This is a genomic window from Glutamicibacter sp. NPDC090743, from assembly GCF_044769125.1.
GTDB lineage: Bacteria > Actinomycetota > Actinomycetes > Actinomycetales > Micrococcaceae > Glutamicibacter.
This window is the reverse complement of sequence record NZ_JBIVXE010000007.1, coordinates 109,848-132,199: the sequence shown is the minus strand read 5'-3', so window position 1 is coordinate 132,199 and position 22,352 is coordinate 109,848. Positions and strand designations below refer to the sequence as shown.

Genomic DNA, 22,352 nt, shown 5'->3' with positions numbered 1-22,352 from the left:
GGCCGTTGCGTTCCCGATTCGCTAAATGCCAAGTCCGCTGAGAAAATAATCCGTCGAGTCGGTGACTGGACGCGTTCTCTCTTCTAAGCTGGGAACATGACTACGACGCGCTACGCCCTTCATGCCACCCTGATTTCCGATGGCCTCAAGGTCACCGATGGCGTGCTCGCCGTGGAAGGCGACCGCATCCGCTTTGCCGGCAACCGCGATGACTTCGACGCGCTGGCCGATGCTGCCGATTACCCGGTACGCGAGGTAGCCCCCGGATCCATCATCATCCCGGGCCTGATCGACCTGCATTGCCATGGCGCCCTCGGCGCGGACTTCTCGGCACCGGATCATTCGAGCGTCACTGAAGCGGTGGAGTACCTGCACCGCTCGGGCACCACTACCCTGCTCGCGTCGCTGGTCACCGCAGAGCCCTCGTCCATGATCGAGGCCGCCGAGCTGCTCGCCGAGCTGGCGGAGGCCGGCCAGATTGCCGGCATCCATGCCGAAGGCCCGTTCCTCTCCGTAGCCCGCTGCGGCGCCCAGGACCCGCGCTTCCTGCAGGATCCGGATCCGGAATTCGTCAGCGAGCTGGTGGCTGCCAGCCGCGGCCAGCTGCGCACCATGACCTACGCTCCGGAATTGGCCGGCAGCGAGGAACTCGTTGAGCAGCTGGTCTCCCACGGCGTGGTTCCGTCGCTGGGGCACACCGATGCCAGCGCCCAGATCACCGCGGATTCCCTGCGCTTTGCCCGCGAACAGCTGCGCAGCGCCGGGGTGGACGGCTTCACCGAACGCCCTACGGTCACCCACCTGTTCAACGGCATGCCTTCGCTGCACCACCGCGAACCCGGTCCGGTGGCCGCCTGCCTGGAAGAGGCGGTGAACCGCAATGCGTTCGTGGAGCTGATCGCCGACGGGGTGCACCTGTCCCCCGATACCGTGCGCCTGGTCTTCCGCTTGGTCGGTGCGGAGAACATCTTGCTGGTCAGCGATTCCATGGCGGCCACCGGCTTGGCCGATGGGCAGTACACCCTCGGCCCGCAGGATGTGAATGTGGCCCTGGGCCAGGCACGGCTGGCCAGCGACAATTCCCTGGCCGGCGGCACCTGCACGCTGCTGGAAATCGTGCAGCGCGCCGTGCAGGCCGGGGTCTCACTGGTCCAGGCGGTCAACTCGGCTACGTCCATCCCCGCCTCGCTGATCGGCCTGGCCGACGAAGTCGGTTCCCTGCACTACGGCTTCGCCGCCGATGCACTGATCCTGGATGCCAATCTGCAGCTGGTCCAGACGATCCGCAACGGGGAATACCTCTAGCCCACCGAAAATCCCGGACTGCGCTAGCCCTGCCGGATCCGCCCGAGCTGGCCGAGCAGCTCAAGCTCCTCGGCCCGGCTCAGGCCAGCATGCCGGGACCGGTCCAGTCCGCGAGCCCGTTCATCGGCCAGCACGTCGCCAAGCAAGTCCTCCAGGTCCCGCTCCGGGCCACCGGCCAAGGCGTACCGCTGGTTGCTGCGCTGGGCGAAGCCGTGGTCCTCAAACGCAAGCCACAGCGGCAGCGAACGCGCCCCGGCCCAGTAATTGACCTGGCGTTCGCGCAGCCATGCGTCCTGGGCGGTGACCAGTTCCCCGCTGAATCCCGCAATCCGTGCGGCCGTACTGAGGAACTGGGCGAAGCCATGTGATGTTCCGGCCACGTTGAAGGTTCCCGTGAGCGAACGCGCGGCGGCGTCGATAATCCACGCGGCGGCATCGCGCACGTCGATGACCTGCACATGGCGGCCCGCGGTTGGCGGGATGAGGACCTGGCCGGCACCGGCCAAGGCCAAGCGCGAAACCCAGTAGGAAAAGCGGTCGCTGGGATCGCCAGGTCCGGTCATCAGCCCCGGACGGGCAATGAGCAACCGGTCGGCAACCATCGCTGTGCTGGCCCGTTCGGCAAGGACCTTTGCATGCCCGTAGTCGCCGGGATCGGACGGATCATGCAGTTGCGCGTCTTCGCCGGCACCGGGCAGCTGCGAGCTGGCATACACCGAGATGGAAGAAACCAGGGTCCAGTGCCGCGCAGTCGAGGCCAGGGCCGCCAGCGCTTCGTGCACCCATTGCGGCTCATAGGACAGCTCGATGACCGAGTCGAATCCGATGCCCTGCACGGCGTCATAGGCCCCGGGCTGGCTCCGGTCGGCACGCACCAGCTGCGCGCCTTGGGCAACCTCGCCGGAATTTCCGCGCGCCAGGCTAGTGACTTCGTGGCCACTGCGGATCAGCTGCCGCGCCAGCTCGCCGCCGAGCCACGCGGTCCCGCCAAGGATCAAGGTTCGTTCCATGCGAACAGTCAACTACGTCCTGCGCCGCGGGCCCAGGCTTTTCGCACTCAGCGCAGTTCCTGCCCACCGTTTCCGAATCGGCGGCTGCGGTGCCCGGGATCCGGAGGTACTCCCCCGAGCCGCCACGCGCAGCTGAGCAGTGCGCCGAGCACGCAGGCGATACGCAGCGGCTTCCCCAGCCTGCCAACGCTGCCTGCCAGCATTGCCCGGCCAGGGAACGCAAAAACCGCCGCTGCATCTGCAACGGCGGTTTTGCTTTATCAAGTTCTAGATCTGCCAGCTCCCGGCGATCGGTCCGGCTTCGAGCCAGGCCGAGAAGCCGGTGTAGTCGCGGTAGTCCATGGCCAGCAGCAGCTCATCACCGCTGCGCACCAGCATCACGATGATGAATCCTGGCGGGATCCGCGAGGTTTCCTCATCGGTGGGCTGGCGTGTCCCGGTGATATCCAGGCCACGGCGCTCGATCACGAAACTCGGGACCGGGGAGACAGAGAAAAACCGCAACAGGTCCACATGCGCTCCGCCGTAGCGGCCGATGACCATCATCCATTTGCCCGAAGGCGCCAGGATGGATGCATCGAAGGTGCCCAGCGTGCGCCGCAATTGGATGCGGCGCACGGCCATGGCCCCGAAGAACATGGCGATGCCGATCAGGATCAGCAACGCGATCAGAACTGGTGCGGTTATCTCAAACAATTCATCGCCTACGCTGCGGTACCAAGCACAGCGTTGTCAGCAACGATCACTACGCGATCCGAATCAACAGAGAAGAAGCCTCCGTCGATCTGGACCGAGAAGCGGGACTCGGAAACCGGTTCGATTTCCAGGTCCCCAGCGGCAAGCACGGACAGCATCGGAACGTGACCGGGCAGAACACCGATCTCGCCGTCCACCGAACGAGCCTTGACCAGCTTCGCAGCGCCCGACCACACGAAGTGGTCAGCCGCGACGATTTCGACCTGAAGCTCAGCCATAATTAGCTGGCCTTCTGGATTTCGGCCCACTGGCGCTCGACGTCGTCAAGACCGCCGATGTTGAAGAACGCCTGCTCTGCAATGTGGTCCAATTCGCCATCGCAAATGGCCTTGAAGCCTTCGATGGTGTCCTTGATCGATACGGTCGAGCCCTCGACACCGGTGAACTGCTTTGCGGTGTAGGTGTTCTGCGAGAGGAACTGCTGGATACGGCGTGCACGGGCAACGACGATCTTGTCCTCTTCGCCCAGCTCGTCGATACCGAGGATCGCGATGATGTCCTGCAGTTCCTTGTTCTTCTGCAGAATGGCCTTCACGCGGATGGCTACATCGTAGTGATCCTGGCCAATGTACTGCGGATCCAGGATTCGCGAGGTCGAGGTCAGCGGGTCGATCGCCGGGTACAGGCCGCGCGACGCGATTTCACGCGACAGCTCGGTGGTTGCATCCAAGTGGGCGAAGGTTGCTGCTGGAGCCGGGTCGGTGTAGTCATCGGCCGGGACGTAGACAGCCTGCATCGAGGTGATCGAGCGGCCCTTCGTCGAGGTGATGCGTTCCTGCAGCAGACCCATTTCATCGGCCAAGTTCGGCTGGTAGCCCACGGCGGAAGGCATGCGGCCCAGCAGGGTCGACACCTCGGAACCGGCCTGGGTGAAGCGGAAGATGTTGTCGATGAACAGCAGCACGTCCTGGTTCTGGACATCGCGGAAGTATTCCGCCATGGTCAGAGCCGACAGTGCCACGCGCAGACGGGTTCCAGGAGGCTCATCCATCTGGCCGAACACCAGTGCGGTGTCCTTCAGGACGTTTGCCTCGTCCATTTCGACCCAGAGGTCGTTGCCTTCACGGGTGCGCTCGCCAACACCGGCGAATACCGAGGTACCACCGAAGTTACGTGCAACACGGGTGATCATTTCCTGGATCAGCACGGTCTTGCCAACGCCGGCGCCGCCGAACAGGCCGATCTTGCCGCCCTTGATGTACGGGGTCAGGAGGTCGATCGACTTGATGCCGGTTTCCAGCATTTCGGTCGAGCCCTCGAGCTCCGAGAACTTCGGAGGCTGGCGGTGGATTGGCCAACGCTCGGTGACCTGGATCTCCGAGTTGTCAACGTCCAGGGCGTCGCCCAGAACGTTGAAGATGTGGCCCTTGACGCCGTCGCCTACTGGGACGGAGATGGCAGCGCCGGTATCGGTCACCGAAGCACCGCGGACCAGGCCGTCGGTGGCCTGCAGCGATACTGCGCGGACCAGGCCCTCACCGAGGTGCTGGCTGGTCTCGAAGGTGATCTTCTTGGTTTCGCCGTTGAGGGTCAGCTCAGCGGTCAGTGCGTTGTAGATAGCAGGCAGTGCGTCGGCTGGGAACTCGACGTCCACGACCGGGCCAGTCACGCGCGCGATGCGACCGATGGCCCCTGCGGTAACCTGCTCGTTGAGTTGGGCAGTCATCTTTCTCACTTCTTGTCTGGTCGGAGTATCGGTAATTAGCTGTTCAGCGCGTCGGCGCCGGCGATAATTTCCGAAAGCTCCTGGGTGATTTCAGCCTGACGGGCATTGTTGAGCAATCGGGTGTACTTCTTGATCAGTTCACCAGCGTTGTCGCCTGCGGCCTTCATGGCGCGCTGGCGGGCAGCGAGCTCGGAAGCAGCGGACTGCAACTGGCAGTTGAACAGTCGAGAATCGATGTAGCGCGGAAGCAGTGCGTCAAGCACTTCTTCCGGCGATGGCTCAAACTCGTACAGTGGCAACAGCTCGTCGGTTGGAGTCTCGGATTCATCCTCGACAACCTCCAACGGCAACAGACGGATGACCGTCGGTTCCTGCGTGACCATCGACTTGAACTGGGTGTAGACGACATGGATCTCGTCCACGCCACCCTGCTCGAAATCGGTGTCGAAGTCCTCCAGGAGGACATCGCGCAGCTCGCGTGCGGTTTCGAAACGCGGGGAATCAGTTTCCCCGGTCCACACTCGTGCGTACTCGCGTGAACGGAAATCAAAGTAAGCCTGGGCCTTGCGGCCGACCAAGTAGGTCTTGACTTCCTTGCCTTCTTCACGCAGGAGTTCCACGAGGTGCTCTGCCTGCTTCAGAACGCTGGCGGAGTAGGACCCGGCAAGTCCTCGGTCCGAAGTCATCACCAAGACCGCGGCGCGGCGTACCTGCGCCGGCTCGGTGGTCAGTGGATGCTCGACATCGGCCTGGGACGCGACGGCGGTTACTGCACGGGTAATCGCATTGGCATACGGCAACGAGGCCGAGACACGCGTACGTGCCTTACCAATGCGGGATGCAGCGATCAGTTCCATCGCCTTGAAGATCTTGCGCATCGACTTGGTCGATCCGATCTTCTGGCGGTAGACCCGAATCTGGGCTCCCATGTGTGTCCTTTCCTTATCCCCTACTTCGGGAGGGCGGCGCCGTTACCGGCGCCGCTCCCCCTCGTAAGGAAATTGTCAGCGCTTCTGCTTGACGATCTGTTCCTGGTCAACGGACTCGGAATCGAGAGCGTCGTGCTCTTCGTGTCCGGCGGCGACAAGCTTGTCGTCACCTTCGCCGAAGAAGCCGGCCTTGAAGTCCGCAACAGCGGTCTTCATGGCTTCCAGAGTCTCGTTCTCCAGCTTGCCGGTCTGGCCGATCACGGTCAGCACGTCGGTGCGGTGGCGCAGGTAGTCGATGAACTCGCCCTCGAAGCGGCGTACATCCTCAACCGGGACATCGTCCAGGTAACCGTTGGTGCCGGCCCAGATCGAAACGACCTGGTCTTCGACTGGGTATGGGGTGTACTGGCCCTGCTTGAGCAGTTCCATCAGGCGTGCACCACGGGTCAGCTGCTGCTTGGAAGCAGCATCCAGGTCCGAAGCGAACATCGCGAATGCCTGCATGTCGCGGTACTGAGCCAATTCAAGCTTCAAAGTACCGGAAACCTTCTTCATGGCCTTGACCTGAGCCGAGCCGCCAACGCGGGATACGGAGATACCCACGTCGACTGCTGGACGCTGGTTGGCGTTGAACAGGTCCGACTGCAAGAAGATCTGGCCGTCGGTGATCGAGATGACGTTGGTCGGGATGAACGCGCCCACGTCGTTGGCCTTGGTTTCGATGATTGGCAGACCAGTCATCGAACCTGCACCCAACTCGTCCGACAGCTTGGCGCAACGCTCAAGCAGGCGGGAGTGCAGGTAGAAGACGTCACCTGGGTAAGCTTCGCGTCCTGGCGGACGGCGCAGCAGCAGGGACACGGCACGGTAGGCTTCAGCCTGCTTCGACAGATCATCAAAGACGATCAGAACGTGCTTGCCACCGTACATCCAGTGCTGGCCGATGGCCGAGCCTGCGTATGGTGCCAAGTACTTGAAGCCTGCTGGGTCAGATGCGGGGGAAGCCACGATGGTGGTGTATTCCAGTGCACCCTGCTCTTCGAGGGTCTGGCGTACGGCAGCGATGGTCGATGCCTTCTGGCCAATTGCCACGTAGACGCAGCGAACCTGCTTGGTCTGGTCGCCGGATTCCCAGTTGGCGCGCTGGTTCAGAATGGTGTCAACCGCGATAGCGGTCTTACCGGTCTGGCGGTCACCAATGATCAGCTGACGCTGGCCACGGCCGATCGGGATCATGGCGTCGATAGCCTTCAGACCGGTCTGCATTGGCTCGTGCACGCTCTTGCGCTGGGTGACGCCTGGTGCCTGAAGCTCCAGGGCGCGGCGGCCCTCGGAAGCGATTGGGCCCAGGTTGTCCAGTGGCTCGCCCAATGGGTCAACCACGCGGCCGAGGTAGCCGTCGCCAACTGGAACCGAAAGGATCTCGCCGGTGCGCTCTACCTTCTGGCCAGCTTCGATGCCGGTGAAGTCACCAAGCACAACGACACCGATTTCGCGGGTATCGAGGTTCTGGGCCAGGCCCAGGGTGCCATCTTCGAACTTCAGCAACTCGTTGGCCATGACGGAAGGAAGGCCTTCCACTCTGGCGATGCCGTCGCTCGCGGCGACGACGCGTCCCACCTCGGTGCGCTCTGCCTTACCCGGTTCGTAGGAAGATGCGAACTCGTTTAGGGCATCGCGGACGTCGTTGGCATTGATGGTCAAATCGGCCATCTGCAGTCCCTGCTCTCCTAAATTGTGATCCGGTCCATTGGACCGAATCGAATGTGAATGAAGTCTGTTGTGGTCCTGGCAGCCAGGAACACCAGGCGAAGGATCACTCCCTAGCCCAATGAGTCCTAGCTGGCCAAGGCGCGGCGCAACTCGGCCACGCGTGATGCCACGGAAGCGTCGACAACTTCGTCGCCAACCTTGACTACCAGTCCACCGACCAGCGATGGGTCGGTAGTGGCGTTGAGCTTGAGCTGACGACCGTATAGCTTGTTCAGGCTGGTCTCCAGGCGCGAAAGCTGGGCTTCGGAAAGTTCTACAGAGCTGGTTACCGAGGCAATCCAGCGCTGCTGGCGCTTGGCCACGAGCTCTACGAAACGTCCAACCAAGGCTGCTGGCTTCAAACCGCGGGGGTTCGAAACTGCCTGGGAGATCAAAACCTGCGAGGTCTGCGACGCGTTAGGCACGAGCTTCAGCGCGAGAGTGCGCTTAGCCTCGACTGGGGCCTGTGCATCATCCAACGCACGCTGCAGTTCGTGATTGCCACGCACTGCCTCGATGAAGGAGAACAGATCCTGCTCCAGCTTGTTCAGCCCCGAAGCGCCGTCCTGCTGCTCTGCCACTGCGGTGACCGCAGTGACAGCCAGCGATTCGAGCGCATCGCTAATGTCGCGTTCCGAGCTCCAGCGGGTAGAAGCCAGCTGTGCGACGACGTCCTCGGCGTCAGCCGAGACCTTACCGTGCAGCAGCTGAGCCAAAAGGCCTGCCTTGTCGGCATTTCCACGGGCTGGGTCAGTCATTGCGCGGCGGAGACCGGCATTTGCATCCAGTACTTCCAGGACCGCGAACAGTTCCTTAGGCAGCTCAATAGATGCCAGTGCCAGCTTGGGTTCCAGGAACGCCAAAGCCTTTGCCAGTGACTCGCTCGATACACTTGCCATTAGTTCGATGCACCTGCGTTCTGCTGAGCTTCCAAATCGGTCAGGAACTTGTCAACCACGCGCTGGGCACGGGCATCGTCCTGCAGAGCTTCGTCAACAACCTTGCTTGCAAGCTCGGTAGCCAATGCGCCCACGTCGGTGCGGAGCGAAGCCAGAGCGGATACGCGCTCAGCTTCGATCTGGCGGTGCGACTGCTCGGTGATACGAGCTGCCTCATCGGTTGCCTTGGTCTTCAGATCCGCAAGGATCTGAGCACCTTCGCTACGAGCTTCCTCACGGATGCGGTTTGCTTCGGTGCGTGCTTCCAGAAGCTGGGCCTTGTACTGTGCCAAGGTCTCCTCTGCTTCCTTCTGCGCTGCTTCAGCCTTCTCAAGGCCACCTTCGATCGCGGTGACGCGATCTTCATAGGACTGCTCGAACTTTGGAGCAATTACCTTGATGACGATGAACAGAAGGACCGCGAAACCAACACCCGTGACGAGAATTTCCCACGGGTTCGGCAACAGCGGGTTGACCGATTCGCTCGCAGCGAGGATGAAATCAGTGCTGTTCATTCTCACTATTCCTTATCTACTAGTTTCCGCTTGTGTGTACGCCTCGCGATAGTGGCGAGGCCACTACAGTTGCGAAAAGACTAGGCGCCGATGACGAAAGCGAAGACCAGGCCCAGGATGGCCAGTGCTTCAGCAAGTGCGAAGCCAAGCATGGCGATTGGCTGCAGGATGCGCTGAGCCTCAGGCTGACGTGCAACACCGTTGATGTAGGCAGCGAAGATCAAGCCAACGCCGATAGCCGAACCGATAGCAGCCAGGCCGTAGCCGATCATATTCAGGGAGCCGTGCAACATGTGATTATGTTCCTTTCAAGATACCGAGCTTTTGCCGGTAGGTTGTGAGGTATTCCTTGAGCGACTCAAGGAAGATCTTTATGGGTTGGAAGAAAAGAAGTGTTGGCCTAGTGGGCGTCGGCTTCGATTGCACCCTGGAGGTAGATCGCGGTCAGCAGGGCGAAAACAAACGCCTGCAGGACCATGATCAGCAGTTCCAGGAAGTACATGGCGACCGAGCCAACGATGACCAGGATGCCAAGGCCGTTCATGGCCAGGGAGTCCTGGACAACGATCAGGTGACGAGCGCCGGCAGCTGCCAGCATCACGATCATGTGACCGGCCAGCATCGTTGCCATCAAACGCAGCGAGTGCGTCAGCGGGCGAACGATGAAGTTAGAAATGATTTCCAACGGAATCATCAGTGGCATGATCCAGCCCGGAACACCGGACGGGACGACGGCCAACTTGAAGTAGCGGATACCGTGGTTCTTCAGGCCTACAGCAATCCAGGTGCCGTAGATGATGATAGCCATCGCGTATGCAGAACCAGCGTGTGAGAACGATGGAAGCTGCAGGAACGGAATCGCGCCGAAGAGGTTGTTCAGCAGTACGAAGAAGAAGGTCGCGAACAGCAGAGGAATCCAAGGACGGAAGTTCTTCTCGCCGATGATGTCGCGGCCAATTCCGTTACGTACAAACGCGTAACCGGACTCAGCGATGTACTGCATCTTGCCTGGAACCAGCTTCGGGTTCTTGATGGCCACGGTGAAGAACCAAGAGATAAGCACGATCGACAAAACGATCATGAGCATCTGCTTGCCGAAACCCGTGCCGTACTCAGCCATCCACGGGAAAAGATCCGGGAGGTGGGTATCGGAAACGGATGGCGGTACGAAGCCGCCTTCTTCTGAGGCCATTGGGAGCGCAAACGCGAACAACGCGCTGTCCTCTCTGCAGTAACGGTCACGGGCAAAAGGCGGTGACTGGCGGTAACTGCCTCTCACCGTGTGAAGAAAAGATCAAACGGGGATCCCATCATGGCCCATGCCAGAAGCATCAACCCTGATGAAGGTCCATCTGCGGGTTACCCCGCGGATGCATATTGCGTATTCCGCCCGCAGTTGAGCGGACGGCCAAAAATGACCCGAAGTAAGCTTATCAAACTCACAGCACCCCACCGACACAAAGTCGCGCGGAATACTCTATTCCTCGTTGTAGATAGCCAGGCGCGCCTTCATGAAAGCACGCACCTCGCCAACCTGCCAGGCAACAAGGGAGATAGCTGCTGCAAGAACGAATCCCTGGCGATTAACCCAATCGGGCAACCCCAGGTTCAACAACACGAAGGCGATGCCAAAAACCTTGATGACAAAGACACCCAAGAACGCGGGCATGGCCCACGAGTGGCGAATTCGCCCTGCAGCTTCGGCAATGAGAATGCCAATCGCGAAAAAGCCAATCACAATCCCGGCAGCCAGCGCGCCAGAAAGCGCGTAGCGAAGATCGGCAACCAACCATGAAATCAGGAAAAATATGGCGGTAGCGATCAGCGAATACACCAGTGACAAGCCAAGAATCGGCAACCAGATGGATTTCGGGGCTGACGAAGCACTGACGCGGGCAGAACCAGAATTCACGTCCGCAACCTTTCTTCGTCAACACCGAGGAACCATCGTGCACCCATCGATGCTGATGAAACTTGAAACTTCCACCTATTCCCTAAAGAACAGATGAAAGAAGATCCAGATTGAATTCTACACGAGATAGAAACAGATTGCTTGTGCGTTACCCCGCTATTTGATCGGGCTAGGCTTTGCCCATGCGCTTGCGTAAGGCCTCGACCCGCTTGATCACCAGGGGGCGCCACGTTGCAACCGCTGCCACTAGGAACAACAGCAAGGCCATCGGGACCACCAGAATGACCGGGATGAAGGCGATGGAAACCACTGAGACTGCAATCACGGCGGCCCACAGGTAGAGCAGAACTACCGATTGGCGCACCGAGTGGCCCTGGGCCAGCATCCGGTGGTGGATGTGCTTGGCATCCGGGGAAAAGGGTGAGCGTTTGTTGGCCAGCCGGCGGAAGACCGAGAGTACAAGGTCCAGTACTGGTAGGAAGACGATCACCATCGGCAGCAGCATCGGCATGTAGGCCGGGATGTTGCGGAAGCGCCGGGCCTCCAGGCCCTGCACATCACCGGTCACCGCCACCGCGGCCACCGAGAGGATCATGCCGATGGCGAGAACGCCGGTCTCCCCCATGAAGATATTCGCCGGGTTGAAGTTGTGCGGCAAGAAGCCCAGGCAGGCACCGAGCAGCAAGGCGCAGAGCAAGGCCCCGATGTTCGCGTAGTCATCGGCGCTCACGTGCGTGGCCAGTACATAGGAGTACACGAAGAAGGTCGCCGCGCCAATGGCGGCCAGGCCCGCGGCCAGGCCATCCAATCCATCGGAGAAGTTGATCGCGTTCATGGTCAGCACGATCAGGAAAATCGTCACCGAAATCTGCATCCATTGCTCATCGATCTGCCACGAACCCACTGGCAGGGACTGGATGACGATTCCGTTGGTGGCGACCAGCCAGCCGATCAGGATCTGGCCGGCGAGCTTCAGCCACCATTTGAGGTCGAACATGTCATCGGCCAGGCCCATGAGCACGATGACGCCCAGGGCGTAGGCGATTCCGCGGATGGCGTCGTCATTGCCGAAGACCCCGCGGAAGAAGTGGAAGTTGCTGGCCAGCCATAGCCCTGCGGCGAAAGCGGCGATAATCGCCAGGCCGCCGAACTTCACGATCGGTTTTTCGTGCTGGTCGCGTTCGCGCACCAGCTGGTTGCCGGTGAAACGGTGGCCAAGGGTGCGGATGATCGGGGTGAGCAGGAACGAAACCGTAAAGCTGAATGCTATGAGCAGTACGTATGTTCTCATGCGCCGGTTTCCGGTGCGTCCTGTCCCAAATCGAGAATGCCAGGGACGACCACGCGCAATTCCTCAATGGAAATCGCGCCCGAGCGAACCACCTGCAGGTTCTGGCCGGTGCAATCGATGATGGTCGATGGCAGGACCTCTTCCCCGGCCTCGCCGCGCGGGCCGCCGTCGAGGTAGACATCCACCGACTCCCCGAGCTGAGCGAAAGCCTGCTCGACATCCAGCGCCGCCGCGTTGCCGGTGCGGTTGGCCGAGGACACGGCCAGCGGGCCGGTCTGGCCCAGGAGTTCCAAGGCGGTGTCGTCGTTGGGCACGCGCAGCGCCACGGTGCCGCGGGTCTCCCCCAGATCCCAGGTCAGCGAAGGCTGGGCCTGCAGGATCAGGGTCAGTCCGCCTGGCCAGAACGCTTCGGCCAGCTTGCGCGCGGCCTCGGGGATGTCCCTGGCCAATCCGTCCATGGTGGAACTCTGGGCGATCAGCACCGGCGGGGGCATGGTGCGGTTGCGGCCTTTGGCGGCCAGCAGCATCGCCACGCCCTGGGCGCTGAATGCATCGGCGCCGATCCCGTAGACGGTATCTGTAGGCAAGACGATGCAGCGCTTGTCCGCCAGCGCGGCCTTGGCTGCGGCGATGCCTTCAGCGTGTTCCTGCTCGTTGCTTACCGAAAATGTTGTGCTCACGGGATCATTCTTTCATGCACTGGGTGTGGTTTGGTTATTGCGGCGCGTAGCCGGATGTGGCGCGGGCGCGCCCGGTCAAATCTTCATGGCCAGCTACCTGCGTGAAACCGGCCGCGTGCAGCATGGCTGCCGCGGTTTCGCGCTGCACTTCGGCGTGTTCCATCACGTAGTAGCCGCCGGGACGCAAGAGCTTCATGGCTTGGGCGGTAATGGCTCGCGGAATGTCCAGTCCGTCTTCCCCGAGCCCGTATAACGCCATTTCCGGGTCGTGCTCGCGCACTTCCACTTCGCGCGGAACCGCGTTGGGCGGAATATACGGCGGATTGGAGATCACCAGGTCCATGGTGCCTTCCAGCTCCCCGGGAACTTGCGTGGCATCCTGGTGCAGCACGGTGACCCGGTGCGGCTCGCAGTTGGCCCGGGTGTAGCCAATGGCATCGTCCGAGAGCTCCACGGCCCAGACGCTGGCTGCTGGCACTTCGCTGGCCACGGACGCTGCAATGGCGCCGGAGCCCGAGCACAAATCAATGCACCGCGGGGTGCCGATGCCTTGGCCGGCCAGGAAATCAAGGCCGAGCTGCACCACGGTTTCGGTTTCCGGCCGCGGGGTGAATACTCCCGGTCCCACCTTCAGCTCCAGGTAGCGGAAGTACGCCACGCCAGTCAGGTGCTGCAGCGGGATGCGGGTGCGCCGGGCGGCCACCAGGGCGGTGAACTGCTCCCGGCTTCCAGGGTCGAGGCCCTCGCCACGCAGTTCGCGCAGCTTCAGTTCCGAGCGGTCAATGCCCAGCACGTGGCACAGCAGCAGGTCGACGTCGACGCCGGGGCTTGGCACCCCGGCGTCGGCCAGCGCCGCAATCGCCTGGCGGCGTACGGCAGTGAGTTCTTCCAAGGCGTCGTTACTCGCCCAGCGCTGCCAAGCGCTCTTCCTCGTCCATCTGGATGCAGGATTCAACCACCGGCTGCAGGTCCCCGTCCATCACGGCGTCAAGGTTGTAGGCCTTGTAGCCGGTGCGGTGGTCGGCAATGCGGTTTTCCGGGTAGTTGTAGGTGCGGATGCGCTCGGAGCGGTCCATGGTGCGGATCTGGCTTGCACGCTGGGCCGAATTCTCCTTGTCGATGATCTCCTGCTGGTGGGCCAGCAGGCGCGAACGCAGCACGCGCATCGCGGCTTCGCGGTTCTGGATCTGCGACTTCTCGTTCTGCATGGCCACCACGATGCCGGTGGGCAGGTGGGTAATGCGCACCGCGGAGTCGGTGGTGTTCACCGACTGGCCGCCGGGGCCCGAGGAACGGTAGACGTCGATCTTCAGGTCGTTCTGGTGGATGTCGACTTCTTCGGGCTCGTCCACTTCGGGCAGGACCAGCACGCCGGCAGCCGAGGTGTGGATGCGGCCCTGGGATTCGGTGACCGGCACGCGCTGCACGCGGTGCACGCCGCCTTCGAACTTCAGCTGGGCGTAGACGCCTTCGGCCGGGTCATTCGATTTGCCCTTGATGGCAACCTGGGCGTCCTTGTAGCCGCCGAGGTCGGACTCGTTGAAGGAGATCATCTCCACCTTCCAGCCCTTGTGCTCGGCGAAACGGGTGTACATGCGCAGCAGGTCGGCTGCGAACAGCGCTGCTTCGTCGCCGCCCTCGCCGCCCTTGACTTCGAGGATCACGTCGCGGCCGTCGTTCTCGTCGCGCGGGATCAGCAGGCGGCGCAGCTTCTCCTCGAGCTCTGGCAGGGCGGCGGTGAGGGTTTCCACCTCTTCTGCGAAGTCCGGATCCTCGTCAGCCATTTCCTTGGCTGCTTCCAGGTCCTCGGTGGCGGCGTGCCACTTGTTGTAGGCCTCGACGATGCCGTTCAGCTGTGCCGAGCGGCGGCCGAGCTTGCGGGCCAGCGCCTGGTCGGCGTACACCGCTGGATCCGAGAGCTGCGCCTGGATTGCGGCATGCTCTTCTAGTAGCGACTTGACGGACTCGAACATGGTGGGTGTGCTTCCTTGTTGGCGTTTTCCGCGCAGTGCCGCCGGCTATTGCGGCTGGGGCACTGCTGGAATTCAATTCTAAACGCTGCGCCGGCCGGGGCCGGCGTGCGAGGTGTCACTACGCGCCGATGGCGTCCAGCCAGCTGCCGGTGCGGCAAGCTGGCTGGACGCCATGGCGGTGGGTGGTGCTAATCCTTGTTTGGAGTGGTCTTGTTGACCAGCATCAAGAATTCCGCGTTCGATCCGGTTTCGCGGATCTTCCCGGTGAGCACTTCCAGTGCCTGCTGCGGATCGATGCCCGAGAGCATGCGGCGCAGGCGCCACATGATGCGCACCTCTTCGGCACTCATCAGCTGCTCTTCGCGGCGGGTCGAGGAAGCGTTGACATCCACTGCCGGGAAGATGCGCTTCTCGGCCAGCTGGCGCGAAAGGCGCAGCTCCATGTTGCCGGTGCCCTTGAATTCCTCGAAGATGACCTCGTCCATCTTGGAACCGGTCTCCACCAGGGCGGTAGCCAGGATGGTCAGCGAGCCGCCATTCTCGATGTTGCGGGCTGCACCGAAGAAGCGCTTCGGCGGGTACAGCGCTGCCGAGTCGACGCCGCCGGAGAGGATGCGGCCCGAGGCCGGAGCTGCCAGGTTGTAGGCACGGCCCAGGCGGGTCATCGAGTCCAGCAGGACCACGACATCCATGCCCATTTCCACCAGGCGCTTGGCGCGCTCGATGGCCAGCTCGGCCACGGTGGTGTGGTCATCGGCCGGGCGGTCGAAGGTCGAGGCGATGACCTCGCCCTTCACGGTGCGCTGCATGTCGGTGACTTCTTCGGGACGCTCATCAACGAGCACCATCATCAGGTGCACTTCTGGGTTGTTGATGGTGATCGCGTTGGCAATGGCCTGCAGGATCAAGGTCTTGCCGGCCTTCGGAGGCGAAACGATCAGGCCGCGCTGGCCCTTGCCGATTGGCGCGACCAGGTCGATGACGCGCGGGCCGACCAGCTTCGGATCGGTTTCCAGGCGCAGGCGCTCGGTCGGGTACAGCGGGACGAGCTTGTTGAACTCGACGCGTTCGCGGTTGTCCTCTGGCTTCTTGCCGTTGACCGAAGTCAGCTGCACCAGGGCGTTGAACTTCTGGCGCGGGTTCGGGGTCTCGCCCTCGCGTGGCTGGCGGATGGCGCCAACGATGGCGTCGCCCTTGCGCAGGTTGTACTTCTTGACCTGGCCCAGGGTGACGTAGACGTCGTTCGGGCCGGGCAGGTAGCCGGAGGTGCGCACGAAGGCGTAGTTCTCCAGCACGTCCAGGATGCCGGCGATCGGCAATACGACGTCGTCCTCGCTCAGCTGCGGCTCGTCGTCATCACGGCGGTTGCGGCGGTTGCGGTTGTTCCGGTCGTTGTTGCGATCGTTGCGATCATTGTTGCGCTCGCGGCGGTTGCTGCGGTCATTGCGATCGTTGCGGTCGTTGTTGCGCTCGCGGCGTTCGCGGCGGTCATTGCGGTCGCCACGCTCGGAACGGTCCTCGGCGTTCTCCGAGTCGTTCGAGTCGTTGTTGCGATCGTTGTTGCGCTCAGCACGATCGTTATTGCGCTCGTTGCGGTCGTTGTTGCGCTCATTGCGGTCGTTGTTGCGCTCGTTGCGGCGGTTGTTGCGCTCGCGGCGCTCTTCGCGGCGGTCGGTGCGCTCTTCAGCGTTCTCCGACTCGGCAACTTCGGTGCGCTCGGTGTTGCGATCGCGGCGGTTGCCACGCTCACGGCGGTTGCCGCGCTCGCGGCGCTCTTCGCGTGCTTCGCCGTTGCTCTCGGCGTTCTCCGCCAGTGCCTCGGCCTGCTCGGCTACCTGCTCTGCTGGCTGGTCAACCGGCTTGTTGTTCCGCGAGTTGCGGCGCTGGCGTGGAGCCTTGGACTCCTCGGCTGCTGCCTGGTTCTCGGCTGGAGCCTCGGTAGCGGCTTCGTTGGCTTCGGCAGGAGCCGCAACCTTGCCCGAGTCGGTCACACGGCGCGAGGTGCGGCGTGCGCGAGCTGGCTTTTCAGCCGGAGCTTCAGCAGCCGCGCCGGCCTCTGGTGCGCTCTCGGTCTCAGCCTGCGCCTGGGCCGCGGCCTTTGGCGCACGACGTGCACGGGTCTTGGTTTCCTTGGCCTGCTCGGCTGGAGCTTCAGCCTTCGCTGCGGGAGCTTCGGTCTTGGCAGACTTCGCTTCCTGTGCGGCCTTGGCATCCTTGGCGGCAACGGAGCCACCGCGCTGGTGGTCGCCGATGGCCTTGACCAGATCAGCCTTGCGCATCCGCGAACCGCCGGTGATACCCAGCTGCGAAGCCAACTGCTGGAGCTGGGTCATTTTCAAAGAGGCCAGTCCGGCGCTCTTGTTTTCGGAAGTCTTGGTGTCCACGCCTTCGTTGAGGCTCGTGGTTTCGGTCACGAAAGTTCCTTCTGACTCGTAGGATGGGCCGCTTCAAGGCAGGCCCACTATGCCGTAAATGATGTTCAGCAGCCGAAGATTTCGTGGCTACTTCACTTTCTCCCCGCAAGATGGCCCAGAATTCGGGGCAAAACTGCAGTGGATTAGAGAGACTGACATCTCCTAGGCACGAAGACGTACCTGAATGCGGGATATCAAAGTTGCTGCGAACTGCAGGAAGATCCGGGACGGCTGGACGGATGAAATGGGGTTCGAGAACCGAATTTATCCGCATCAACACTGGCCACAAAGGATTCGGACCGGGCTACTGCCCAGCTATCCGGCCTGCCATGGTGTTACAGCACTTCTACTGTAACACCGTTGGCAGCCAGCTTGGGAACTTCAGCACGCCAAGACACTGGAGATCCTGCAGAGAATTCATCGATGGCTGCTTGCACGGCAGCGACCTGTTCATCGCTGGCCACCAGGGTCAACACGGTCGGTCCGGCGCCGGACACCACTGCGGCCAGTCCTGCACCGCGCAGCTTGGCAATCAGCGCCGCGCTTTCGGGCATGGCCGCGGCGCGATAGTCCTGGTGCAGGTAGTCCTTGGTGCCGCCCAGCAGCTGGCGCGGATCGTTGCTCAGCGCATGGATCAGCAGCGCGGCGCTCGCGCTGTTCGCCGCGGCTACCGCGTGGTCGACCTGTGCAGGCAGCGCGCCGCGCGCGACCTCGGTGGACAAGCCATTGGACGGGATCGCCAGCACTGCGCGCAGGTCCGGGTGCAGGGGCACCTGCACCGAGCTGAAGCTGCCGGCGGCATCGGTGGCAGAGATGCTCAGTCCGCCAAAGACCGCCGGAGCCACATTGTCCGGGTGCCCTTCCCACGCTGCAGCCGCCTGGAAGATCCGCTCGGTCCCGCCACGGGCTGGGGCCGGAAGCAGCGCATCGGCGGCGGCGTAGGCCGCGACGATCGCCGCGGCCGAGGATCCCATGCCGCGCGCGTGCGGGATGTTGTTATGCGCGACCAGCTGGACGCCTACCGGTTCAAAACCGGCGTCTTTCCAGTAACGGTGCATTTCCTTGATGATCAGATGCGACTCATCGCGTGGCAGCTCCTGCGCCCCATCGCCGAAAATCTCGACACTGCTGGACTGCGCGGTGCGCACTTCGAGGCGGTCGCGGTATTCCAGGGCCAGGCCCAGCGAGTCGAAGCCGGGACCGAGGTTGGCTGAGGTGGCCGGCGGGGAAACGATCAACTTCTGGCCCAGGGCGATCTGCTGCGTCATGGTTCCTTCAAGAATTCGGTGCGATAGGTATCAGGTGCGCAACGGCCCGCCGCGATTGGCTCCCCCGGTCCGGGAGAGCCAATGACGCGGCGGGCCGTCGTGCCGCCGGCGGCTGGCCGGCGAAAAGACGCTAGGCCAGGCCCAGCGCGCCGGCGACCTCGACCACGTCGAAGGCCACCTTCTTCGGCGCAACTTCCGAGCCGTCGGCCTGCTTCAGGGCCCAGTCCGGGTCCTTCAGGCCGTGGCCGGTCACGGTGATCACGATCTTCTTGCCGGTCGGCGCAGTGCCGGCGGCGTGGTGCTTGAGCAGGCCGGCCACGCCGGCTGCCGAAGCTGGCTCCACGAAGACGCCTTCGCGGCTGGAAAGCCAGCGGTGGGCTTCGAGGATCTGCTCGTCAGTGACCGAGTCGATCTGCCCGCCGGATTCGTCGCGGGCGGCTTCGGCCTGTTCCCAGGATGCCGGATTGCCGATGCGGATGGCGGTGGCGATGGTATCCGGTTCGGTGATCGGGTGGCCGGCCACGATCGGGGCGGCCCCGGCAGCCTGGAACCCCCACATGACCGGGTTCTTGGTGGACACCGGCTCCAGTTCCTTGCCGGCTTCGTTGGTCCACTTGGAGGAATACTCCTTGTAGCCCTTCCAGTACGCGGTGATGTTGCCCGCGTTGCCTACCGGCAGCAGGTGGTAATCCGGGGCGTCGCCCAGGAAGTCGACGACCTCGAAGGCGCCGGTCTTCTGGCCCTGGATGCGGGCCGGGTTCACCGAATTCACCAGGAACACCGGGTAGTTCTCGCTGAGCTTGCGCGCAACTTCCAGGCAGTTGTCGAAGTTGCCGTCGATCTGGATGATGTCCGCACCGTGGGCGATCGCCTGGGACATCTTGCCCATGGAGATCTTGCCATCCGGAACCAGCACCGCGCACTTCAGCCCGGCCTGGGTTGCGTAGGCGGCGGCCGAAGCGGAGGTGTTGCCGGTGGAGGCGCACACCACGGCCTTGGCGCCGGCAGCCACCGCGGCGGTCATCGCCATGGTCATGCCGCGGTCCTTGAAGGAACCGGTCGGGTTCATGCCCTCGACCTTCAGGTACACCTCGTTGCCGGTCTGCGCCGACAGCGCCGGGGCGTAGACCAGCGGGGTGCCGCCCTCGCCCAGGGTGATGACCTTGGTGTTTTCGTCTACTGGCAGGCGATCGGCATATTCGCGGATCACTCCGCGCCACTGGTGAGCCACGTTAGTTTCCTTCAACTCGCATAACGGATAGAACAGAGTGCACCGTGTCCAGCGCGGTCAGCGCCTCGACGGTGCTGGCCAGGGCCGCTTCGGTGCCCTGGTGGGTCAGGATGCGCAGCTGCGCGCCGGCTTCGGCGTCCACCTGCTGGCTCATCGACTCGATGGAGACCCCGTGCTCGCCGAAGACGGTGGCGATGGCTGCCAGCACGCCGGACTGGTCCTTGACCGACAGGCCAATCCAGTAGCGGGTGTCGATGGCCTCGAAGTCCAGCATCCGTGGCGCCTGGTTGACCGAGCCGTTGGGCAGCGGGGCTCCGGCAGCGATCTGGCGGGCCACGGCAACGACGTCGCCCATGACCGCCGACGCGGTCGGGTTGCCGCCGGCTCCAGCCCCGTAGAACATCAGGTCGCCGGCGTTCTGCGCTTCGACGAACACGGCGTTGAACGCGCCATGCACGGTAGCCAGCGGGTGGCTGCGGCGCACCAGCGCCGGGTAGACGCGCACCGAAATCCCGGCTTCGGCCTGCTCGGCGATGGCCAGCAGCTTGATCACGTAGCCGGCGGCGGCCGCGGCCGCGACATCGGCGGCGCTAACTTCGGTGATGCCCTGGGTCCAGACCTGGTCCGAGGACACGGTGGTGTGGAAGGCCAGCGAAGCCAGGATCGCGGCCTTCGCGGCGGCATCGTGCCCGCCCACGTCGGCGGTGGGATCGGCTTCCGCATAGCCCAGCGCCTGGGCTTCGGCCAGCACGTCGTCGAACGCGGCACCGGTGGTGTCCATGGCGTCGAGGATGAAGTTGGTGGTGCCGTTGACGATGCCCATCACCTTGGTGATGTGGTCCCCGGCCAGCGAGTCCGCAATCGGGCGCAGGATCGGGATGGCCCCGGCCACCGCGGCCTCGTAGCGCAGCTGGGCGCCGTTGTCGGCAGCGATCGCGTTCAGTTCGGCGCCCTTGAGCGCAATCAGCGCCTTGTTGCCGGTGATGACGCTGGCACCCTTGGCAAGGGCGGCGGCGATGTATTCGCCGGCCGGCTCCATGCCGCCGAGCAGTTCGATGACCACATCGGCCTGGGCGATCAGCCCGTGGGCGTCGGTGGTGAAAAGCTCCTGGGGCAGCACTGCATCGCGCTTGGCATCCGGTGTGCGCACGGCAATGCCGATCAGCTGCAGGCCGGCGCCCGAGCGGGCAGCCAGTTCATTTGCATCTTCCAGCAGGATCCGGGCCACCTGGGCTCCGACCGTGCCGCAACCCAGCAGGGCTACCTTCAGGTTCTTTTCGCCGCTCAATTAAACTCCCATGTCACGGGCCAACAAGTCTGTTTCCGTTTCCCTGCGCACGATCAGACGGGCTTGGCCATCGCGTACCGCTACCACCGCGGGGCGGGTGAGGTAGTTGTAATTGCTCGACAGCGCCCAGCAGTAGGCGCCGGTGGCCGGAACGGCGATCAAATCGCCGGCCGCCACGTCATCGGGCAGGTAAACGTCCTTCACGACTATGTCACCTGACTCGCAATGTTTCCCAACTACACGAGAAATAATTGCGTCGTTTTGCGTCATACGGCTAGCCAGCACGGCGGTATATTGCGCGTCGTAGAGCACCGGGCGCGGGTTGTCGCTCATCCCGCCGTCCACCGAAAGGTAGCGGCGCGGGTGCAGGGCTCCGGCCTCGTCTTCCACCTGGACGTCCTTGCGCACGCCGGCCTCGTAGAGGGTGAAGGTGCTCGGGCCGGCGATGGCGCGGCCCGGCTCGATGGAAATGCGCGGGCATTCCAGCTCGAGTTCGGTGCAGGTCGCCGAGACCACTTCGGCCATCTGCCCGGCCAGCTTGGCCGGGGTGGAGGGGTGGTCCTCGGAGGTGTAGGCAATGCCGTAGCCGCCGCCCAGATCCAGCTCGGGCAGGGAAACACCATGAATCGAGCGGATCTTGGCCAGCAGGCCGAGCATGGTGCGGGCGACCATTGCGAAGCCTTCGGCCTCGAAGATCTGCGAACCGATGTGGGCGTGCAGGCCCAGCAGGTTGATGTTCTGCGCCTCGATCGCCTGGGCGACCGCGCGCAGCGCAGGAGAAGTGCCGGAGGCATCGTCCAGGATGGACAGCCCGAACTTCTGGTCCTCGTGCGCGGTGGCAATGGCCTCATGGGTGGAGGCGTGCACGCCGGGGGTAATGCGCAGCATGACCTGCGCGCTCTGGCCCATGGCGTCAGCGATCGAAATCACCCGGTCCAGCTCGTCCAGCGAGTCGATGACCAGGCGCCCGACGCCCATTTCGATGGCGCGGGTGATCTCAGCAGCCGACTTGTTGTTCCCGTGCAGCGAGAGGTTGGCAGCGGGCACCTTGGCGGCGTTGGCCACGGCCAGTTCGCCCCCGGAGCAGGTATCCAGGCGCAGGCCCTCGTCGGTCACCCAGCGGGCCACCTCGGTGCACAAGAACGCCTTGCCGGCGTAGTAGACGTCGACTCCCCCGCACAGCTGCCTGAACGCGTCGTCGAAGGCGGTCTTGAAACCCCGGGCGCGGGCGCGGAAGTCGTTCTCGTCGAGCACGAACAGCGGGGTGCCGAACTCGGCGGCCAGCTGGGAGACGGGAAGGCCCTGGATGGACAGTTCGCCGCCAGCCTCGCGGGAAACCCCCGAAGCCCACTCGATCTGTCGAAGTGCGTTGATGTTTTCCGGGAATTGCAGCCATTGCGGGGCTAGCGGCGATACGGCCATAA

21 protein-coding genes are annotated in these 22,352 nt (G+C 63.2%); 1 reads left to right on the top strand and 20 read right to left on the bottom strand.

Annotated features, from left to right (window positions below):
- Positions 1-96: 96 nt before the first annotated feature.
- On the top strand, positions 97-1,305 hold the full coding sequence (gene nagA, locus ACIQTS_RS15305; protein WP_400290774.1) for an N-acetylglucosamine-6-phosphate deacetylase: 1,209 nt from the start codon (positions 97-99) through the stop codon (positions 1,303-1,305).
- 23 nt (positions 1,306-1,328) lie between these two features.
- Here nagA and ACIQTS_RS15300 read toward each other — a convergent pair whose 3' ends face one another.
- The 20 genes from ACIQTS_RS15300 to lysA form a co-directional block, all read right to left on the bottom strand.
- Positions 1,329-2,315 (bottom strand): NAD-dependent epimerase/dehydratase family protein, encoded by a 987-nt coding sequence (locus tag ACIQTS_RS15300; RefSeq protein WP_400290771.1) that lies wholly within the window; start codon positions 2,313-2,315, stop codon positions 1,329-1,331.
- 267 nt (positions 2,316-2,582) lie between these two features.
- Positions 2,583-3,011, bottom strand: a complete 429-nt coding sequence (locus ACIQTS_RS15295; RefSeq protein WP_105658413.1) for a DUF2550 domain-containing protein — start codon at positions 3,009-3,011, stop codon at positions 2,583-2,585.
- 8 nt (positions 3,012-3,019) lie between these two features.
- Positions 3,020-3,289, bottom strand: a complete 270-nt coding sequence (locus ACIQTS_RS15290) for a F0F1 ATP synthase subunit epsilon (protein WP_038990466.1) — start codon at positions 3,287-3,289, stop codon at positions 3,020-3,022.
- A gap of 2 nt (positions 3,290-3,291) precedes the next feature.
- Positions 3,292-4,737, bottom strand: a complete 1,446-nt coding sequence (gene atpD, locus ACIQTS_RS15285) for a F0F1 ATP synthase subunit beta (protein WP_133834459.1) — start codon at positions 4,735-4,737, stop codon at positions 3,292-3,294.
- Between the two features lie 35 nt (positions 4,738-4,772).
- Entirely contained in the window at positions 4,773-5,666 is an 894-nt protein-coding gene (locus tag ACIQTS_RS15280) for a F0F1 ATP synthase subunit gamma (RefSeq protein WP_133834460.1), read from the bottom strand.
- A gap of 75 nt (positions 5,667-5,741) precedes the next feature.
- On the bottom strand, positions 5,742-7,379 hold the full coding sequence (atpA, locus tag ACIQTS_RS15275) for a F0F1 ATP synthase subunit alpha (RefSeq protein WP_400290767.1): 1,638 nt from the start codon (positions 7,377-7,379) through the stop codon (positions 5,742-5,744).
- A 125-nt stretch (positions 7,380-7,504) separates the two neighbouring features.
- Entirely contained in the window at positions 7,505-8,317 is an 813-nt protein-coding gene (locus ACIQTS_RS15270; RefSeq protein ID WP_133834462.1) for a F0F1 ATP synthase subunit delta, read from the bottom strand.
- A complete protein-coding gene (locus ACIQTS_RS15265; RefSeq protein ID WP_013348622.1) occupies positions 8,317-8,871 on the bottom strand; it encodes a F0F1 ATP synthase subunit B in 555 nt (184 codons plus the stop codon). Before ACIQTS_RS15265 ends, ACIQTS_RS15270 begins: the two co-directional genes overlap by 1 nt.
- An 80-nt stretch (positions 8,872-8,951) precedes the next feature.
- Positions 8,952-9,164 (bottom strand): ATP synthase subunit C, encoded by a 213-nt coding sequence (locus ACIQTS_RS15260; protein ID WP_013348621.1) that lies wholly within the window; start codon positions 9,162-9,164, stop codon positions 8,952-8,954.
- A 107-nt stretch (positions 9,165-9,271) separates the two neighbouring features.
- Complete coding sequence (atpB, locus tag ACIQTS_RS15255; protein WP_105658410.1) at positions 9,272-10,063, bottom strand: F0F1 ATP synthase subunit A; 792 nt, start codon at positions 10,061-10,063, stop codon at positions 9,272-9,274.
- Between the two features lie 285 nt (positions 10,064-10,348).
- A complete protein-coding gene (locus tag ACIQTS_RS15250) occupies positions 10,349-10,729 on the bottom strand; it encodes a hypothetical protein (RefSeq protein ID WP_133834463.1) in 381 nt (126 codons plus the stop codon).
- 223 nt (positions 10,730-10,952) lie between these two features.
- Positions 10,953-12,074, bottom strand: a complete 1,122-nt coding sequence (locus tag ACIQTS_RS15245; protein ID WP_332488148.1) for an MraY family glycosyltransferase — start codon at positions 12,072-12,074, stop codon at positions 10,953-10,955.
- Positions 12,071-12,754, bottom strand: a complete 684-nt coding sequence (locus ACIQTS_RS15240) for an L-threonylcarbamoyladenylate synthase (RefSeq protein WP_105658407.1) — start codon at positions 12,752-12,754, stop codon at positions 12,071-12,073. Before ACIQTS_RS15240 ends, ACIQTS_RS15245 begins: the two co-directional genes overlap by 4 nt.
- Before the next feature lie 34 nt (positions 12,755-12,788).
- The gene (prmC, locus tag ACIQTS_RS15235) at positions 12,789-13,646 is read right to left on the bottom strand and encodes a peptide chain release factor N(5)-glutamine methyltransferase (protein WP_400290763.1); all 858 of its coding nucleotides are present in this window, start codon (positions 13,644-13,646) and stop codon (positions 12,789-12,791) included.
- A 7-nt stretch (positions 13,647-13,653) separates the two neighbouring features.
- Positions 13,654-14,727 carry a peptide chain release factor 1 gene (prfA, locus tag ACIQTS_RS15230; protein ID WP_105658405.1) on the bottom strand — a complete coding sequence of 358 codons (1,074 nt, stop codon included), beginning with the start codon at positions 14,725-14,727 and terminating at the stop codon, positions 13,654-13,656.
- Positions 14,728-14,915: 188 nt separating this feature from the next.
- Complete coding sequence (gene rho, locus ACIQTS_RS15225) at positions 14,916-17,141, bottom strand: transcription termination factor Rho (RefSeq protein ID WP_402473797.1); 2,226 nt, start codon at positions 17,139-17,141, stop codon at positions 14,916-14,918.
- A 335-nt stretch (positions 17,142-17,476) separates the two neighbouring features.
- The gene (gene thrB, locus ACIQTS_RS15220; RefSeq protein WP_105662582.1) at positions 17,477-18,409 is read right to left on the bottom strand and encodes a homoserine kinase; all 933 of its coding nucleotides are present in this window, start codon (positions 18,407-18,409) and stop codon (positions 17,477-17,479) included.
- 130 nt (positions 18,410-18,539) lie between these two features.
- On the bottom strand, positions 18,540-19,640 hold the full coding sequence (thrC, locus tag ACIQTS_RS15215) for a threonine synthase (RefSeq protein ID WP_332727313.1): 1,101 nt from the start codon (positions 19,638-19,640) through the stop codon (positions 18,540-18,542).
- A 1-nt stretch (position 19,641) separates the two neighbouring features.
- Positions 19,642-20,928 carry a homoserine dehydrogenase gene (locus tag ACIQTS_RS15210; protein WP_400290758.1) on the bottom strand — a complete coding sequence of 429 codons (1,287 nt, stop codon included), beginning with the start codon at positions 20,926-20,928 and terminating at the stop codon, positions 19,642-19,644.
- Positions 20,929-22,350 carry a diaminopimelate decarboxylase gene (gene lysA, locus ACIQTS_RS15205; protein ID WP_400290757.1) on the bottom strand — a complete coding sequence of 474 codons (1,422 nt, stop codon included), beginning with the start codon at positions 22,348-22,350 and terminating at the stop codon, positions 20,929-20,931.
- Positions 22,351-22,352 lie beyond the last annotated feature (2 nt).

Excerpts from the sequence above, each read along its gene's own strand:
- nagA (WP_400290774.1), top strand. The coding sequence starts at position 97 with ATGACTACGACGCGCTACGCCCTTCATGCCACCCTGATTTCCGATGGC.
- ACIQTS_RS15300 (WP_400290771.1), bottom strand. The coding sequence starts at position 2,315 with ATGGAACGAACCTTGATCCTTGGCGGGACCGCGTGGCTCGGCGGCGAG.
- ACIQTS_RS15290 (WP_038990466.1), bottom strand. The coding sequence starts at position 3,289 with ATGGCTGAGCTTCAGGTCGAAATCGTCGCGGCTGACCACTTCGTGTGG.
- atpD (WP_133834459.1), bottom strand. The coding sequence starts at position 4,737 with ATGACTGCCCAACTCAACGAGCAGGTTACCGCAGGGGCCATCGGTCGC.
- ACIQTS_RS15280 (WP_133834460.1), bottom strand. The coding sequence starts at position 5,666 with ATGGGAGCCCAGATTCGGGTCTACCGCCAGAAGATCGGATCGACCAAG.
- atpA (WP_400290767.1), bottom strand. The coding sequence starts at position 7,379 with ATGGCCGATTTGACCATCAATGCCAACGACGTCCGCGATGCCCTAAAC.
- ACIQTS_RS15270 (WP_133834462.1), bottom strand. The coding sequence starts at position 8,317 with ATGGCAAGTGTATCGAGCGAGTCACTGGCAAAGGCTTTGGCGTTCCTG.
- ACIQTS_RS15265 (WP_013348622.1), bottom strand. The coding sequence starts at position 8,871 with ATGAACAGCACTGATTTCATCCTCGCTGCGAGCGAATCGGTCAACCCG.
- ACIQTS_RS15260 (WP_013348621.1), bottom strand. The coding sequence starts at position 9,164 with ATGTTGCACGGCTCCCTGAATATGATCGGCTACGGCCTGGCTGCTATC.
- atpB (WP_105658410.1), bottom strand. The coding sequence starts at position 10,063 with ATGGCCTCAGAAGAAGGCGGCTTCGTACCGCCATCCGTTTCCGATACC.
- ACIQTS_RS15245 (WP_332488148.1), bottom strand. The coding sequence starts at position 12,074 with ATGAGAACATACGTACTGCTCATAGCATTCAGCTTTACGGTTTCGTTC.
- prfA (WP_105658405.1), bottom strand. The coding sequence starts at position 14,727 with ATGTTCGAGTCCGTCAAGTCGCTACTAGAAGAGCATGCCGCAATCCAG.
- thrB (WP_105662582.1), bottom strand. The coding sequence starts at position 18,409 with ATGACGCAGCAGATCGCCCTGGGCCAGAAGTTGATCGTTTCCCCGCCG.
- lysA (WP_400290757.1), bottom strand. The coding sequence starts at position 22,350 with ATGGCCGTATCGCCGCTAGCCCCGCAATGGCTGCAATTCCCGGAAAAC.